Source organism: Microbacterium sp. F1-18 (genome assembly GCF_052921305.1).
Map to the genome: position 1 here is coordinate 169435 of NZ_JBREVD010000003.1, position 15823 is coordinate 185257.

12 protein-coding genes and 1 tRNA gene are annotated in these 15823 nt (G+C 68.8%); 7 read left to right on the plus strand and 6 right to left on the minus strand.

What is annotated here, in order from left to right:
• Together pstB and ACU6RU_RS09520 are read left to right on the plus strand one after the other, a co-directional pair.
• Positions 1-780, plus strand: coding sequence for a phosphate ABC transporter ATP-binding protein PstB (gene pstB, locus ACU6RU_RS09515; RefSeq protein ID WP_023954907.1), 780 nt, complete (start codon positions 1-3; stop codon positions 778-780).
• 615 nt (positions 781-1395) lie between these two features.
• The gene (locus tag ACU6RU_RS09520) at positions 1396-2232 is read left to right on the plus strand and encodes a DUF559 domain-containing protein (RefSeq protein ID WP_446726401.1); all 837 of its coding nucleotides are present in this window, start codon (positions 1396-1398) and stop codon (positions 2230-2232) included.
• Positions 2233-2384: 152 nt separating this feature from the next.
• On the opposite strand, the gene ACU6RU_RS09525 is transcribed toward ACU6RU_RS09520, so the two are convergent.
• The 4 genes from ACU6RU_RS09525 to sigK all read right to left on the minus strand — a co-directional run bounded on the left by ACU6RU_RS09525 (position 2385) and on the right by sigK (position 5923).
• Complete coding sequence (locus tag ACU6RU_RS09525) at positions 2385-3269, minus strand: aminodeoxychorismate lyase (RefSeq protein ID WP_446726402.1); 885 nt, start codon at positions 3267-3269, stop codon at positions 2385-2387.
• 465 nt (positions 3270-3734) lie between these two features.
• Entirely contained in the window at positions 3735-4373 is a 639-nt protein-coding gene (locus ACU6RU_RS09530) for a DNA-directed RNA polymerase subunit beta (RefSeq protein ID WP_289329839.1), read from the minus strand.
• Between the two features lie 120 nt (positions 4374-4493).
• On the minus strand, positions 4494-5327 hold the full coding sequence (locus ACU6RU_RS09535; RefSeq protein WP_289329840.1) for an anti-sigma factor: 834 nt from the start codon (positions 5325-5327) through the stop codon (positions 4494-4496).
• Entirely contained in the window at positions 5324-5923 is a 600-nt protein-coding gene (sigK, locus tag ACU6RU_RS09540) for an ECF RNA polymerase sigma factor SigK (protein WP_289329841.1), read from the minus strand. Before sigK ends, ACU6RU_RS09535 begins: the two co-directional genes overlap by 4 nt.
• Before the next feature lie 236 nt (positions 5924-6159).
• Here sigK and ACU6RU_RS09545 point away from each other — a divergent pair, with 236 nt between their 5' ends.
• Both ACU6RU_RS09545 and ACU6RU_RS09550 read left to right on the plus strand, forming a co-directional pair.
• On the plus strand, positions 6160-6831 hold the full coding sequence (locus ACU6RU_RS09545) for a fasciclin domain-containing protein (protein ID WP_120264938.1): 672 nt from the start codon (positions 6160-6162) through the stop codon (positions 6829-6831).
• A gap of 171 nt (positions 6832-7002) precedes the next feature.
• Positions 7003-7075: transfer RNA gene (locus ACU6RU_RS09550), tRNA-Lys, on the plus strand.
• A gap of 35 nt (positions 7076-7110) precedes the next feature.
• Here the strand turns inward: ACU6RU_RS09550 and ACU6RU_RS09555 are convergent.
• Positions 7111-8208, minus strand: a complete 1098-nt coding sequence (locus tag ACU6RU_RS09555) for a LacI family DNA-binding transcriptional regulator (protein WP_446726403.1) — start codon at positions 8206-8208, stop codon at positions 7111-7113.
• Between the two features lie 196 nt (positions 8209-8404).
• On the opposite strand from ACU6RU_RS09555, the gene ACU6RU_RS09560 reads away from it, so the two are divergent.
• Genes ACU6RU_RS09560 through ACU6RU_RS09570 form a run of 3 tightly spaced genes read left to right on the plus strand, consistent with a single transcriptional unit; the run spans position 8405 to position 11377 of the window.
• Positions 8405-9364 (plus strand): carbohydrate ABC transporter permease, encoded by a 960-nt coding sequence (locus ACU6RU_RS09560; protein ID WP_446726404.1) that lies wholly within the window; start codon positions 8405-8407, stop codon positions 9362-9364.
• Positions 9364-10257 (plus strand): carbohydrate ABC transporter permease, encoded by an 894-nt coding sequence (locus ACU6RU_RS09565; RefSeq protein WP_446726405.1) that lies wholly within the window; start codon positions 9364-9366, stop codon positions 10255-10257. Before ACU6RU_RS09560 ends, ACU6RU_RS09565 begins: the two co-directional genes overlap by 1 nt.
• 31 nt (positions 10258-10288) lie before the next feature.
• Positions 10289-11377: a glycoside hydrolase family 130 protein gene (locus tag ACU6RU_RS09570; protein ID WP_289329845.1), complete on the plus strand. Its 1089-nt coding sequence runs from the start codon at positions 10289-10291 to the stop codon at positions 11375-11377.
• A 139-nt stretch (positions 11378-11516) separates the two neighbouring features.
• On the opposite strand, the gene ACU6RU_RS09575 is transcribed toward ACU6RU_RS09570, so the two are convergent.
• On the minus strand, positions 11517-15806 hold the full coding sequence (locus ACU6RU_RS09575) for a galactose-binding domain-containing protein (protein ID WP_446726406.1): 4290 nt from the start codon (positions 15804-15806) through the stop codon (positions 11517-11519).
• Between the last annotated feature and the right edge of the window lie 17 nt (positions 15807-15823).

Genomic DNA, 15823 nt, shown 5'->3' on the forward strand with positions numbered 1-15823 from the left:
GTGTCCAAGAGCATCGAAGTCAACGACCTCAACGTCTACTACGGCGACTTCCTCGCCGTCGAGGGCGTCTCCCTCGACATCGAACCCCGCAGCGTCACCGCCTTCATCGGCCCCTCGGGCTGCGGCAAGTCGACGTTCCTCCGCACCCTGAACCGCATGCACGAGGTGATCCCCGGCGCGCGCGTCGAGGGCAGCGTGCTGCTCGACGGCGACGACCTCTACGGACCGGGCGTCGACCCGGTGCTCGTGCGGCGCCAGGTCGGCATGGTGTTCCAGCGGCCGAACCCCTTCCCCACGATGTCGATCCGCGAGAACGTGCTGGCAGGCGTCAAGCTCAACAACCGTCGCATCTCGAAGTCGGACGCCGATGCCCTCGTCGAGAAGTCGCTGCGCGGCGCCAACCTCTGGAACGAGGTCAAGGACCGTCTCGACAAGCCCGGCTCGGGACTCTCGGGCGGACAGCAGCAGCGTCTGTGCATCGCGCGGGCCATCGCCGTCTCACCCGATGTGCTTCTCATGGACGAGCCCTGCTCGGCCCTCGATCCGATCTCGACGTTCGCGATCGAGGAGCTCATCCAGGAGCTCAAGAGCGACTACACGGTCGTCATCGTCACGCACAACATGCAGCAGGCCTCGCGCGTCAGCGACAAGACCGCGTTCTTCAACATCGCCGGAACGGGCAAGCCCGGCAAGCTCATCGAGTACGACGACACGACCTCGATCTTCACCACCCCGTCCGTTCAGGCCACCGAGGACTACGTCTCCGGCCGCTTCGGGTGAGCCGCGCCCGGCTCGCTGTGGGCCGGGATGCAAGGAATCGTGCGCGACGCGCCGGTGCGAGGGCTCCTCGCCCGGCGCGTCGCCGTTTCGGCCTTGCATCCCGGCGCGCGTGGGGCTGGCGGTGGCCCGGTGGCTCGGGTAGGTGGGCCAGCTAGGCGGGCCGGCCCGGGGGAACCGGGGGGTCGGGCCTGTTGGGCCGGTCGGGCCGACCGGGGGCGAAGGCCGGCTCGGACTCTGCCGAGCTCGCTGCCCTCCGTGCCGGGATGCAAGGGATCGAGGCCGACACCCCGATGAGGATGCCGCCCCTGCGGGGTGTCGCACGGCATCTCTTGCATCGCGGAACACGCATCGCCCAGCCCCACCCACCCCACCAATAGACCGAACGGCCCACCCGGCCGGACGCCGCTCCGGCGGTGGCAGTACGCGGATGCAAGGGATCGAAGCCGACACCCCGGTGAGGATGCCGCTGTCGCGGGGTGTCGTCCCAGACCTGTTGCATCGCAGACGCGGCCGCACCCGACCGCCCGCTTCTCCACATCTCGGAGGACGAAAGAGCAGTGCACGAATAGTGTGTTCTCTCCCGTTGGCCGGCCGCGGCGGGGTCACGGTGAAGAGATGTGCGAGTCGCGATCGATCTTCACCACCCGGGACCTCCGCGCCGACGGCCTGAGCCGTCGCGAGATGGCGGCTGCACTCGACACCGGCAGGCTCAGCCGCATCCGAATCGGCGTGTACGCCTCTCCGGGTGCCTGCCCTTCGGCCCGAGCGATCGCGGCGCACGGCGGCTCGATGGCATGCGTCACGGCTGCGCGCCACCACGGGCTCTGGACGCTCGCCGACGACGACGAGCCGCACGTATGGCTCAAGACCGGCCAGCGCGCGCATCACGGCTCGTCGTGCGGGTGCGTCGAGCATTGGGACCGTGACCTGCGCCCCACGGCATCCGGTGCTCTTCCGCTCCGACAGGTGCTGCGCCAGATCCTCGGATGCCGCGGCCCCGAGCATTTCTTCGTCACGCTCGAGTCGGCCCTGCGACAGCGCCGTCTCACGACGGCCGACCTGCGGTGGCTCCGCATGCACACCAATGCCCGCGGCCGAGAGGCGCTTCAGCTCGCCCGGGCGGATGCCGACAGCGGGCTCGAATCGCTCCTGCGGTGGCGTCTGCGCACACTCGGACTACGGGTGCGAACCCAGGTGTCGATCTTCGGGGTCGGAGTCGTCGACGCCCTCATCGGCGACCGGCTCATCGTGGAGCTCGACGGCCGCGAGAATCACCACAGCGGGGCGAAGCGCCACAAAGACCTCATGCGCGATGCGAATGCGGCGACATGGGGATACGTGACGCTGCGCTTCGACTACGCGCTGGTCATCCACGACTGGGAGCTCGTCGAGTCAGCCATCCTCGGAGCCCTGCGCTCACACCCGAGCCTGCAGCTTGCAGCATCCGTTTGACCCGCGACCGGGCCACCTGTCCATGCTTGCTCGCCGCACCCGGATGCAATGGTTCGTCGCCGACACCCCGACGACGCCTGCCATTCTCCGGCGCGCCGCGCACGATCCCTTGCCTCGCGGGCCACCGCTAAGGCACCGCCACCCGCGGCGCCTCAGTCGCGGGGTGAGAGCAGGTAGGAGTTGAGGGATGCCGTGACCTCGGCGTCCACCGCCAGCGCCGCGCCGTCGAGTTCGATGATGGGGGCCGCGAGCCGCACGCTCGACACCAACCACGCGGCATCCGCTCGCCGCAGCTCATCGACCGGGATCGTCTCGTACGCCGTCTCGAAACCACGCTCGGCAAGGTGGTCGAACAGGCTCAGCTGCGTGGTGCCGTGCAGGATGCCGCCGTTGGGTGCCGGCGTGATGAATGTGTCGCCACGTCGCAGGATGAGCGATGCCGTCGGGGCTTCGAGCACGTACCCGTCGGAGCTGAAGAAGATCGCGTCGTCGGCGCCGCGCCGGTGCGCCTCGCGCAGGGCGGCCATGTTCACCGCGTAAGACAGGGTCTTCGCTCCCAGCAACAGCCACGGAGCGCGTGCCGGGGCGTCGATGGCGTAGCCGCGGTCGAGGGTCACGACGCGGATGCCGTCGGTGCGCGCCGCCGTGAAGTCCGCGGCCGCCGCTGCGGTCGCCCACGCCGTCGGGGTCGGTCCGTGCTCGATTCCGCGGCTCAGGATCAGCTTGACGACGCCTTCGCCCGGGCCGCATTCGGATGCCGCGATCGCCACGGCCTCCCGCCACTGGGCGAGGTTCGGCGCCGGCAGGTCGCAGAGCTCGGCGGAGTGCGCGAGTCGCTCCAGATGCGCCTCGACTTCCTGGGGGTGACCGCCCACGACCCCGATCGACTCGAAAATCCCGTCGCCGCGCTGGGTGCTGAGCTCCCCCACCGTCAACGCCGGGGCCGCGGGGTCGACCGAGGTGAAGGTCGACGCGAAGTCCGACCGGGTCTCATCCGCCGCGAGCGGGTCGATCATCAGCGCGAAACGCAGTGCCATGCGCCGAGCCTACGACGCGCCCGGTGCCGGGATGCACGACATCCGGCCCGACACCCCGATACGGATGCCGCTCCCCCGGCGCGTCGCCCACCATCCCTTGCATCGCGGCCCACCCGACCCGCCGCGGCGACCCCCGCCCCTTACCGGTCGGGCGCCGAACATGTCCACCCCGGGAATGCCCCCGGCCGAGGCTCCGTTAGACTGTAAGTGCCGGGCCGCAGTAACCCCGGGCTCCATCTTCAGCCGCTGCGAGCGGCCACGCGCCGAGAGGCGTTCTGCGGCCCGGCACTTCGCTTTTCCGGGGTCTTCTCGCGCTCGAGTAGCAGCCGCCGAGGACCGGGAATCGCGGCGCACACCGAACGCGCGCGACGTGAGAGACCGCCTCGAAGCCGGTTCGCCCCCGCTCCGCGCCCGCTTCGGCCCCACCCCGCGCCCCCCACGGCACGAGACTTCGTCCGCGCGGCCTCAGCTCAGCGCTTCACGCCGCCACAGCCCGGCGCACGATCCGAGGTCGTCGGCGTACGTACTCAGGCGCAGCGCTCGCGCGGTGAGCGCCGAGGACCGATCGGGCTCACTGACATCATGGTCGTCGGCCATCGAGGTCGCCCCCGCCGCCTGCACCCGGCAGAACGATGCGGCGCGTTCGAGCGCCACCGCGAAGTCGCCGCGGAACACGCCCCGCATGATCGTGTCGATGAGCGCCACCAGCTCGTCCGGCCCGGCGGGCGTCGGGGCTCCCGCGATCACCTCGTCGGCCGAACGCAGCACAACCCGTCCGCGTTCGTAGAGAAGCGCAGCGGTGCGCGGGTCGCGGTGGATCATCAGTTGCAGCAGGTAGAGCCGCCAAAGTGCTCCGGGCAGCGACTTCGCAGGTGAGCGCGACCACAGCTCGGCGACGGTATCGATCCCGTGTTCGGCCGTGAAGCCCACGAGGCGGTCGACGACGGCGTCACTCGGGTCTTCGCGCACGCGCGACAGCAGGGCTCCCGCGGTCGCGTGGGCGACGCGCGAGACCTCCGCCGGATCTTCACCGGCGAAGTGCCGGTCGAACTCGTCGGCGGGTCGCCGAACGGGCTTGTGGTAGTCCCGGGATCCGTCCGTCATCATTCCAGGCTAAGCGAGAGCGGCATCCCTCCGGCGCTGTTCCACACAAGCCGGAGGACGACGAAACGGCCGGCCCGAAGAGGGCCGGCCGTTTCGCTGCCGGATAACGGGGTCGGGCAGTCAGGCGCTCGTCGGGATCGCGACGATCGGGTCGGTGGTAGGCAGGCCGCTCGGCGACCCGCCGCTCTGCTCGATGGTGAGCGCGATGACGTCTTCGGGCTGCATGTCGCCCTCGAGCAGCATTGCGGCCGAGCCATCGCTCGATTCGAACGCCCCGGCCGGGATCGGCGCGCTGCCGCGGACGAACCACGCCTCGTATGACTGGTCGTCGGCGATCTCGGGCAGGCCATCGGCGACGAGCACGACACCGTCGACACTCGGCGACCAGTGGACCGTGGCCTCACCGCCGTCGCCGAGCTGCGCGGTGCTCGACTGCGCGTCGTCGGAGCGCTCGATCTGTGCGAGCACGCTTTCGGCGGACGGCGCCCGCATGTCCTGGGTCAGCGCGCCGACGCCCCAACCGATGCCCACGAGGAGCGCGATCGACGCCGTCAGCGCGAAAAGGCTGCGCGTCCAGTTGCGACGCTGCACGGTCTGAAGTTCTTCTGTCGCCGGAGAGCCGACGGAGTAGCCGGATGCCGCGGCACGCGGGTCGTCGTCGTGCAGCTCGTCGGCGGGGTCCGCGACGTCGTCCTCGCGAGACGACGGCTGCTCCGCGACTGGCTCCGCGACCGGCGCGCCGATCTGGGCGAGCAGGCTGGCCCGCAGGGCGGGCGGAGGAGCCACATCGGCGACGCCTTCGGAAAGCAGCGCCGCAGCCGCGGCATCCGCTTCGACGAGCGGCATCCACTCGGGGTGCGCCTCGAGGGCTTCGCGGTAGGCGAGCTCGTCTTCAGGCGACAGCGCTCCGAGCGCGTACCCTGCCGAGAGTTCGGCGAATGTCTGTTCGTTCACGATGTCACCCCCATTGCACTACGGAGCTTGGTCAATCCATCACGCATCCGTGTCTTGATAGTTCCGAGCGGCGCTCCCACCAGCGCTGCGATCTCGCTCTGACTGTAACCCCCGTAGTAGGCGAGGGTGATGGCCTCTCGTTGCGCCTCGGGTAGAGAGCTGAGAGCCCGAGCGACGCGCCGTCCTTCGATGCGCAGCTCAACCTGTTCGGCGACACCTTCGGGCTGTGTCGCCATCTCTCGGTAGCCCGCACGGACGTCGCGATCGCTGCTCGCCTGCGACGACCGAACCCGGTCTACCGCGCGGCGGTGGGCGATCGTGAGAACCCACGACCTTCCTTGCCCCCTCTTCGGAGCGAACGTCGAAGCGGATTGCCACACTTCGAGGAACACTTCCTGGAGCACTTCCTCGCTCTGCGCGCGGTCGACGAGAACACGGAGGATGAGCCCGAAGACCCTCCCCGACAGCGTGTCGTACAGGCTGGCGAATGCGCTGTGGTCACCGTCGGCGCAGCGCTGGATCAGCTCCGCGACGTGATCCGTCGACGGCCCGTCGTCGGGCACGTCCATTCCATCTATGACCATCGCTACCAGCATGCCGCATTCCCGGCCCGTTCCCGGATGCAGCGCCGACCTGTTATGCGTTCTCTACCTGGCGCGCCGCGCGGCCGAGAGCATCCGTCTCAGCTCGCTTCCTATAAGAGGGGTGCTTCGGATGCCTGAAAACTCGGTTTCAAAGTTTCTCGAACTTTTTCCGATCCGATCCCCGAGGGTCTCCGAAGAACCCTCGACGCCGGGGACGGACCTACGGCGGAGAACACACGGAGGCAATCATGCTCAGCACCAAGAAGAAGTTCACTGCTGCCCTGGCCCTCGGCTTCGCCGGAGCCCTCGCCCTTTCGGCCTGCTCGTCGGGCTCGGGCGACAACATGACCGAGGAGACCGAGGCCCCCTCGTCGTCGGCCGCCCCGATGGAGTCGGCTTCGCCCGACGCCTCGATGGACCCGGCCGCCAACCTCGTCGGCCCCGGCTGCGCCGACTACGCCGCCGCCGTTCCGGACGGCTCGGGTTCGGTTGCCGGCATGGCGCAGGACCCGGTGGCCACCGCGGCGTCGAACAACCCGCTGCTCACCACCCTCGTCGCCGCAGTCAGCGGACAGCTCAACCCTGACGTCAACCTCGTCGACACGCTGAACGGTGACGAGTTCACCGTCTTCGCTCCCGTCGACGACGCGTTCGCCAAGATCGACCCCGCCACCATCGAGTCGCTGAAGACCGACTCGGCGACGCTGACGTCGATCCTCACCTACCACGTCGTGCCCGGCCAGATCGCGCCCGACGAGATCGACGGCACCCACACCACCGTCAACGGTGCCGACCTGACCGTCACCGGCTCGGGCGACAACATCATGGTCAACGACAGCGCCGCGGTCATCTGCGGTGGCGTCACGACGGCCAACGCAACGGTCTACCTCATCGACACGGTGCTGATGCCCCCGATGTGACCCGAACAGCCGCGGTGAGGGGTTCCCGCGGCACGGCCTCGGTATCTCCGTGGCCGAGGCGAAGCCGCCGGTGCGAGCACACCGGCGGCTTTGTCGTGCCCGGACGGATGCCGGCGGGTCGGATGTCGGCGGTTCGAGCCCTCCCCCGCGGCTACTAAGCTGGGAAGCTCAGGGCCTCTAGCTCAGTCGGTAGAGCATCGGACTTTTAATCCGCGGGTCGTGGGTTCGAGCCCCACGGGGCCCACCCACCCGGAGGACGCGACGGCGGTCAGAACGCCGTCAGCGCGGCACTCGAGCAGTGCTTCCCCGCACCACGAACTCGACCGAAGGCAGCTGGACCACCTCAGGCTCGTTGCCCTCGACCAACGCGACAAGCGCATGCGCGCAGGCTCTGCCCCAGGCGATCACGTCCTGACGCACCGTCGTGAGCGGCGGCACCATGTACGGCGCGAGCGGGATGTCGTCGAACCCGACGATCGACACATCACCAGGCACGCTCATCCCGCGGTCGATGGCGGCCGACATTCCGGCGATGGCCATCAGGTCGTTGGCGTAGACGATCGCCGTCGGCGGATCCGACAGGTCGAGCAACTCGTGAGTGGCCGAGGCCCCCGCCGCACCCGTGAAGTCGGCGCTGACGGCCGGCCCCGGCGGCAAGCCCAGCTGCGCCATCTCCTGCTCCCAGGCGCTACGGCGCACGTGGGAGTGGATGTAGCGGTCGGGTCCGCCGACGTGGCCGATGCGTCTGTGTCCCAGGGCACTCAGGTGGCGCACCGCGCGCCGCACGCCCGCGGCGTCGTCCAAGCCGATCGGCGCTATCGCACCGTCCGCCGGACCTGCCGGCCCGACCATGACGAACGGCATGCCGAGGCGCGTCAATTCGTCGGGCCGGGTGTCGTCCATGCGCAGGTCGCCGAGAAAGACGCCGTCCACCCGTGATTCGCGCGCGAAGCTGACATACGCTGCATGCTCGGCCTCCTCGCTCTCGACCACCTGGAGCATGAGCGCGTAGCCGATGCCCGACAAGCCGCTCTCGACACCCGCGATGAATTGCGGGAAGAAGGGGTCGGTACTGAACAGCTCGGGCTCACGACGCACGACGTAGCCCAGAGCCTGTGCGCGGCTACGAGAGAGGGCTCGCGCGCGCGAATCGGGGCGCCAGTCGAGATCGGCCGCGGCCTGCAGGATGCGCTGACGCGCGGTGTCCCCCACGCCGCCACGTCCGTTGAACACGAAAGACACGGCGCTCTTGGAGACACCCGCGCGCGCGGCGACATCGCCGATGGTCACCTTTCGCTCCCGCTGCTCGCCGCGAGAGGAGCGGGGCCGACCCTCGGGGCCCTGCGAAGCCGTCGGGTCGGGTCGAGGTGTTGTCATTTTGCCATCATAGCGCGGGATTTAGCTCTTTTTAGTAGAGATGACTCGGCATCGAACCGCGTCGTAACAGGGCTGTGGCGCGTCCGACTCCAGGAGTTGACCTGCGGGAGACAAACCGGTTTACTACCATCGTCGGGATGCCCGCCGCTCACCCAAGACCGACGGCGCATGCGACTCGAGAATGAGGAGTGTCGCGATGACGCGCGTAGCAGACAGGGCCTCCGGTTCGACCGGCGTCCTCTCGCCCCAAGCGGCCGCCGCGCCGCGACGGAAGCGACGAGTGCATCGCTGGCTGGGAGAGAATCCGATCGGCCTGCTCTTGAGCAGCCCCTATGTCGCCTTCGTCGTCGTCGTCTTCCTCGTGCCGTTCTGCTTCGGCATCTGGATGTCGTTCCACGAGTTCTTCTTCACCGCCCCCGGCGTCGCTGTGCCGCATCCCTTCGTCGGGTTCGACAACTTCGCCACGGTGCTCGGCGACAGGCAGGTGCGGCAAGCGTTCGTGAACCTGCTGATCTTCCTCGTCATCAACGTGCCACTGACCGTCGTGCTCGGTCTGCTGCTCTCGAGCGGGCTGAACGCGGTCGTGCACTGGAAGGGCTTCTTCCGCGTCGCCTATTACATCCCGTACGTCACGGCGTCGGTCGCGACGATCGCCGTGTGGATCTTCCTGTTCAACGGCAACGGCGTCGTGAACTCGCTGCTGGGCAGTCTCGCCCCCGACCCGACATGGCTGGCCAATCCGGCGATCATCATGCCGCTGATCGCGGTGTACGTGACGTGGAAGAACCTCGGCTTCTACATCCTGCTCTACCTGGCGGCATTGCAGAACGTGCCCGAAGAGCAGTACGAGGCCGCGCAGCTCGACGGTGCCGGCCGCTGGCAGCGCTTCCGCTCGGTCACCCTGCCGGGAGTGGCGCCGGTGACCTCGCTGGTCATCCTGTTGACGATCATCACGACCGGTCAGATCTTCACCGAGCCCTACCTGCTCACCGGCGGTGGACCGAACGGCGCGTCGCTGACACCCGCACTGCTCATGTACCAGAAGGGCATCCAGCAGGGTCAGCCCGACATCGCCGCTGCCATCGGGATGATCCTCGTCGTGGCCGTGATGACCGTGTCGCTCGTGTCGCGCCGCCTGACGGAGAGGAAGAACTGATGACCACCGAGACCCCCCTCCCCGTCGATGCCCGCACGACTCGCGCCCGCAAGGCCGGCGGGTCGCGCGTCCTTTCCGCCCTGCGCTTCGGCGCCCTCACCCTCGGCGCTCTCGCTGCGCTCGTGCCCTTCTACTACATGGTCATCGGGGCGCTGCAGCGCAAACGTGACACGAGCTTGTGGGGACTCCTGCCGTTGCCCGGCAACCTGACGCTCGACAACTTCACCGAGGTCAACGAGTCGATCAATCTGTTGCGCTCACTCGGCAACTCGCTGATCATGACCGCCGGCGTCGTCGGCTGCACGCTCGTGTTCGGCCTGCTCGTCGGCTACGCGCTGTCGATCCTGCAGTTCCGCGGTCAGGGTCTGGTGTTCGCCCTCGTCCTGCTGGTGCAGGCGATCCCTTTCCAGCTGCTCATGATCCCGCTTTACGTCATGGTCGTGCGCTACTTCAACCTCGCCGACAACTACATCGGCATGATCCTGCCGTTCGCGATCAACTCGGTCGCGGTGCTGATCTTTCGCCAGTACTTCTTGCAGATCCCGAAGGAGATCTTCGACGCCGCCCGCATCGACGGGGCGAGCGAGATGCGGATCCTGCGCTCGATCGCGGTCCCCCTCGTGCGGCCCGCTGTGCTGACGGCCATGCTCGTGACCTTCATCGGGCCATGGAACGAGTTCCTCTGGCCCTTCCTGGTCACCAAGAACGCCGACCTACAGACCCTCGCCGTGAGCCTGGCCAACTTCTCGCAGTCCAACGGCACCTTCCTCGCCAACCCGATGGGCGCCGTGCTCGCGGGCGCTTGCGTGCTGGCGGTGCCGGTCGTCGTTCTGTTCCTGGTCTTCCAGCGCCACTTCACCTCGGCGAACCTCGGCTCCGCCGTCAAGGGCTGACGCAGCCCGTCCCTCGAATGAAAGACACACGATGACCACTCATTCCCCCGTGGAATCGACGACCGACGTGCCGTACGCGCTTCGCCGGATCGGCACGATCATGACCGCCGACTCGAACGACCCGTTCGAGGCCGAAGGCGTACTCAACCCCGGCACCGCCTGGGGCCCGGACGGAGAGCTGTATCTCTATCCGCGTATCGTCGCCGAGGGCAACGTGTCGCGCATCGCACGCGCACGCGTCGTGGTCGAGAACGGCGAACCGGTCGCGGTCGAACGCCTCGGCGTCGCACTCTCGCCCGACGAGGGATGGGAGTACGGCGCGAGCAACGCCGGTGTCGAAGACCCGCGCATCACGTTCGTCGAGCCGCTCGGCCTGCATGTGATGACCTACGTCGCCTACGGTCCACTCGGCCCGAAGTCGGCTATGGCCGTGTCGACCGATACCGTCACCTGGCGTCGACTCGGCCCCGTGCGGTTCGCTTACCAGCCGGAGCTCGACTCAGACCTGAACCTGTTCCCCAACAAGGACATCGTGTTCTTCCCCGAGGCCGTTCCCGGCCCCGACGGCCGCCCGAGCCTCGCGGTGCTGCACCGCCCGATGTGGGACCTGGACTGGCTGCGTGACGGTGAAGGCGCGCGCACCCCGGCGGGGATCGATGACGACCGCCCGTCGATCTGGATCGGGTACATCGATCTCGAAGCGGCGACGCGCGACCTCTCGGCACTCACCTACATCGAGAAGTCCGAGATGATCGTCGCGCCGGAGGCCTGGTACGAGAGTGCCAAGATCGGCGCCGGCCCCTCCCCGCTCCGCGTTCCCGAAGGCTGGCTGCTGCTGCACCACGGCGTCTCGGGCGCGAAGCCGAAGGGGTTCGAGCTGGCACACGGATCGAAGTACGCCGCGGGCGCCATCATCCTCGACGCCACCGATCCCCGCCGGGTCATCGCGCGTTCATCCGAGCCGTTGCTCGCCCCCGAAGTCGCCGAAGAGGTGTCGGGAACGCTCGGCAACGTCGTCTTCCCGACGGCGATCGAGACCATCGGCGGGCGCGATTTCGTGTTCTACGGCATGGCTGACTCGTCGATCGGCGTCGCAGAGCTGCGACGCATCGTGGACTGATCCGCAGCACGCACCGACGCGCAACGGAGCCCCCTCCCACACGGAGGGGGTTTCGTTGCGCGTGCGCTTGGGGCGACGCGGACGGCCAGACGGATGCGGCCGGACCCCGCAGGGGTCCGGCCGCACGGTTGCTCCGACGTCAGACGCGGCCTCGTCGAGCGCCGTGCACCGCGGCGGCTCCCGCCACCAGCAGCGCCGCGGCGATGCCGATCGCCCACATGACGCCCGCGATGTGCCCGCCCGTGGCCGACAGTTCACCGTCGCGGTCCCCACCTCCGACTGCCGGCGGGCCGGCGGCGCCGTCATCCGAGCCGCCGCCCGTGCCGCCATCCGGAGGCGCGGCGGTGACCGTGATCGCCAGCGTCGCGACATCCGCCTCACCCTGCATCGCGACGAGCGTGTGCTCCCCCGGTGCGACATCTGCGGGAACGGTCGCCGTCAGCCGGAACTCCCCACCGGCGTCCGCGACGACGATACCGAGGTCCACAGGCGTCGAACGCAGCTGCACCACGTACTCGCCGCCGCTCGCGAACCCGGTACCGAGGACACTGATCAGCGAGCCGGCCCGCACCTCGCCCGGCGCCGACAGCACCGGGGGCGCGGGTGCTTCGTCGACGACGAGCCCGTCGATCGCCGTCCGGAGTGCCGCGGCTCGAGCATCGGCCGTCTCCTGTGAGATGCCTGCGGGCGCCCCCAGTACCACCTTCGCCGCCTCGAGGGCCGGCAGCAACGGCTGCCAGCTCTCGGCGGTGTACTCCGTGCTGTCGAGCGCGTTCGCCCGGTCGACCAGCGTCTGCAGCTCGGCGGTCGAGACGGCGATGCTCACGGTCGACCAGACCGACTCGTCGCCGTTTGCATGCAGCAGCAGCACAGGCGTCGTTCCCGAGCGACCCGTCGTGAGGTCGAACTCGATCCGGCCGTCGGCCGCGACCTGAGCGTCACCGTCGACGGCCACGACGGAGGCGTCGAGCGGGTAGGCCGAGAACGTATCGTCATCGTCGAGCGGGGTAATGGATGCCGCGACCACCGCGGTGCTGTCCGCATCGGCGGTCACCGACTCGGTCAGCGGCACGAAGTTGTAGCCGCCATACAGCTCGAGCTCGAAGACCGACATGCCATAGCGCGTGACCGGCAGCCCCTCGACGCGCACGTAGCGCACTTCGGCGTCGGCGAAATCGACGACGTTGCGCAGCTCGGCCGACGTCTTCTGCACCCGCGCGAGCTCGCTCCACGTCGTGCCGTCGATCGAGCCCTGCACCCGGAAGTCGTTCGACGTCGCCGTCTCCCACGTGATGACCGCCTGGTTGATCGTGCGGTCGACGCCTAGGTCGACCTGGAGCCAGCGTGGAGTGGTGTAGGGCGCGTTCTGCCGCTGCGACGCCCACCGGGTCGTCGTGTTGCCGTCCGTGGCGTACCGAGCGGCGAGCGCGTCGCTGAACTGCGAATCGGCTGTCGTGTCTTTGCCGAGGGCGAGATTCTCGCGGCCCGCGGGCGCTGCGTTCGCCGAGACGATCAGGTCGTCGGGAAACACCTCGAACTCCCACAACGAGACGCCGTACTGCGAAGCACTCCGTGCCGACGCCTGCATCCGGACGTACCGGGCGCGGGCGTCGATCCCGAGCGCGTCGACTCCTCCGTCGCTGCCGGTTTCCGGGGTGGCGTAGACGTCGCGCCACGATGCAGCGTCATCCGAGACCTGGATGCGGTAGCGGGTCGCGTACGACGCCTCCCACCAGAGCCGCACCGCGCCGATGGACTGCACCGATCCCAGGTCGACCTGCGTCCACGCGGTGTCCGACAGGTTCGAGCTCCACCGGGTGGCCATGTTGCCGTCAGTGATGGCGCCGGTCGCGCTGCCTCCCGACGCGGCCACCGATCGACCGAGGGCGATGTTGCGCGTCGAGCTGACCTCGAACCCCGCGACACCGTACGGCGCGTCTCCGACGCTCTCGAGCATGAGCAGCCGCACGTAGGTCGCCGCCTGCGGTGCGAACTCCAGCGTGTCGGTGCCGCCGTTGCCCCCTTGCACGACCCGTTGATCGGCCCAGGTGCGGCCGTCGAGAGATGTCTGCAGCAGGTAGCGCTCGGCCGCGGCATCCTCCCAGACGATCGTGGCGCCCGTGACGAAAGACCCGACGCCGACATCGGCGGTGAGCCACTGCACCCCCGCCTCGCTCGATCGCCACGCCGTGCCGGCGTCACCGTCGCCCGCGAACGCGGCGTCGGACCCGACCGCGGTGCTGCTGGCGCTGAACGGCGACGCGACGCCGCCATCGGAGTCGGTCAGCGGGACGGTCACCGTCTGCCCCAGGTAAGCACCCGAACCGAGCGCGAACGTACCGCGCTGCATCGTGTCGGCGCCGATGAGGTCTACGCGCACCAGGAGCGCCGGCTTGTCGGGGTTGGCGACGCTAACGACGGGCGTGTCGCCCGATTCGTCGAGGATGACGATCGCAGGCTGGTCGACGCGCAGCACGCGCCCGTCGCCGAGATCGAGGTCTCCCGACTCGTAGAAAGTGGCCATCGTGCGCTCGAGTCCCGCGTGGCGCACCGCCTGCACCGACGCGTCGTTGCGCAGCGTCTCTACCGCGGGCGCGGCGGCATACGCCGCGACCTCGCCGGGCTCCGCCGCCGGCAGCACCGTGTACTCGTAGCTCGCGTCCGTCGGCCGCACGCCGTGATCGAAGTACAGCGTGAAAGCGTCGCGCTCGACGACGTCTTCGCCCACCCAGCTTCCGCTCTGCAGCTGACGCGAAACTCGCAGCGAGCCGTCGTCCGGCACGACGTAGCCGACCTGGTCGTTGTACGCCCAGCGTGCGCCGTCGAGCGCCTGGTCCGCGGTGCCGACGTCGAGCGCCTCGCCGCCCACCGAGGCGTTCGGCTTCGCAGCCGCCTGGTTGACGACCGTGTGCACGGCGCCGTCCGAAGTCGACCGGATGCCGGTGCCGAGCGCCACCATCTCGTCGTCGAAGTAGAAGTAGCTCTTGCTCGCCTTCGACGACGAACGGTCGAGCGTGTACACGCTCGCACCGTACGTGCCGTCGGAGACGCCGCCGGTGAAGCTGCCGCCGTTGCCGACGCGCCCGTTCGTGCCGCGTGTCTGTTCCTTGACATAGGGAGCAGTCACTCCCGGGTAGTGGAACCAGTCGAAGGCGGGCCCGAGCTCGAGGTACTCGCGACCGGTCACCTGGATCGCGGTCGCGCCGGCGGAGTTCCAGTACACCTCGTTGCCGACGGCGGCACGGAACGTCGACCGGTACTCGGCGCCGACCGTGCGGCTGGAGTTCAGACGGGTGAAGATGCCGTAGTCGTCGCGCAGCTGCGACGAGAACTCCGAACGCCAGAAGTACTTGTTGCCGGTGACCCCGTTGCCGGGCGCCTGTCCCCGGATGTTGGCCGCGAGATCGCGGTACGCGGTGGCGTATAGGGCATCGGTGCGGACCATCTGGTCGAGCGGCTCGAGGAACTCGGCCGCGTAGCCGGTGACGCCGTCGACCGTCTTGGGCGGACGGTAGCCGAGGTACAGCATCCCGACCTCGCCGCGGATCATCCAGCGTGTGCCGTTGATGATGTAGAACGCGATCGTGTCGAGTTGCTCGCGGGTGAAGCCGAGGCTCGTGCCACGAGCCGCGTCCGCCCAGATCGCGACGTTGGTGAACAGCGCCATGCCGTAGCCCTCGCTGTACAGCTGGGCCTCATGGGCCCAGAAGCTCGCATCGGGCTGCACGGCCTCGTTGACGTCGCCGGACTCGTCGACCTCGACCGTCTCGACCATCGTGGCGAACCCGGTGGTGATGTCCTCGAAGTTGCGGGTCGACACCGCCTCGAAGAGGTAGTTCGTCGTCCGCCAAGCCCCGTTCGCACCGACCGGGTCGAGCTTGCCGGTGTTGTGCTCCTGCGCCGCGTCGAACGCCTCGTCCGACAGCTCACCGCCCACGAAGATCGCGATGCGGCCCATGGCCATCGACTCGCCGATCTCGGTCTCCCACCAGTTCTGATTGCCGGGGTCGACGCGGTCCCAGTGCACGAGCGCACGGTCGAGGGCGGCGATCAGGGTGGGGTCCTCGAAGCCGGGGGCATCGGGCGCCCGGTAGGCCTGCGCCATCGCGAGCATGCGGTACAGCGCGATGTAGGCCGACCACGTCGAGCCGTTCGCGGAGCTCGTGCGGTCGGCGTAGTTGACGTCCGACCATGAGCCGTCCTCGTTCTGTGAGGCTGCGTACTCCTGGGCCTCCGACGTGCGAGCGAGGTAGATGCCGTTGGCGATGATGATGTCGTCGCCCTGCGCCAGGTAGTAGTCCTGCAGACGGCTGACGATCGTGTCGACGTCGTCGTCGGGTGTGGCAGCCGCCGCGGGCGGTGCGATGAGGGCGCCGGCGCCGAGCACCAGGGCGGTGATGGTCGCGGCGAGCGCGGTAAGGAATCTCAAGACGGCTCCTTCGGCCT

Bases quoted from the DNA above. Each gene is read 5' to 3' on its own strand.
- ACU6RU_RS09520 (WP_446726401.1), top strand. From the start codon at position 1,396: ATGTGCGAGTCGCGATCGATCTTCACCACCCGGGACCTCCGCGCCGAC.
- ACU6RU_RS09525 (WP_446726402.1), bottom strand. From the start codon at position 3,269: ATGGCACTGCGTTTCGCGCTGATGATCGACCCGCTCGCGGCGGATGAG.
- ACU6RU_RS09530 (WP_289329839.1), bottom strand. From the start codon at position 4,373: ATGACGGACGGATCCCGGGACTACCACAAGCCCGTTCGGCGACCCGCC.
- sigK (WP_289329841.1), bottom strand. From the start codon at position 5,923: ATGCTGGTAGCGATGGTCATAGATGGAATGGACGTGCCCGACGACGGG.
- ACU6RU_RS09545 (WP_120264938.1), top strand. From the start codon at position 6,160: ATGCTCAGCACCAAGAAGAAGTTCACTGCTGCCCTGGCCCTCGGCTTC.
- ACU6RU_RS09555 (WP_446726403.1), bottom strand. From the start codon at position 8,208: ATGACAACACCTCGACCCGACCCGACGGCTTCGCAGGGCCCCGAGGGT.
- ACU6RU_RS09560 (WP_446726404.1), top strand. From the start codon at position 8,405: ATGACGCGCGTAGCAGACAGGGCCTCCGGTTCGACCGGCGTCCTCTCG.
- ACU6RU_RS09565 (WP_446726405.1), top strand. From the start codon at position 9,364: ATGACCACCGAGACCCCCCTCCCCGTCGATGCCCGCACGACTCGCGCC.
- ACU6RU_RS09570 (WP_289329845.1), top strand. From the start codon at position 10,289: ATGACCACTCATTCCCCCGTGGAATCGACGACCGACGTGCCGTACGCG.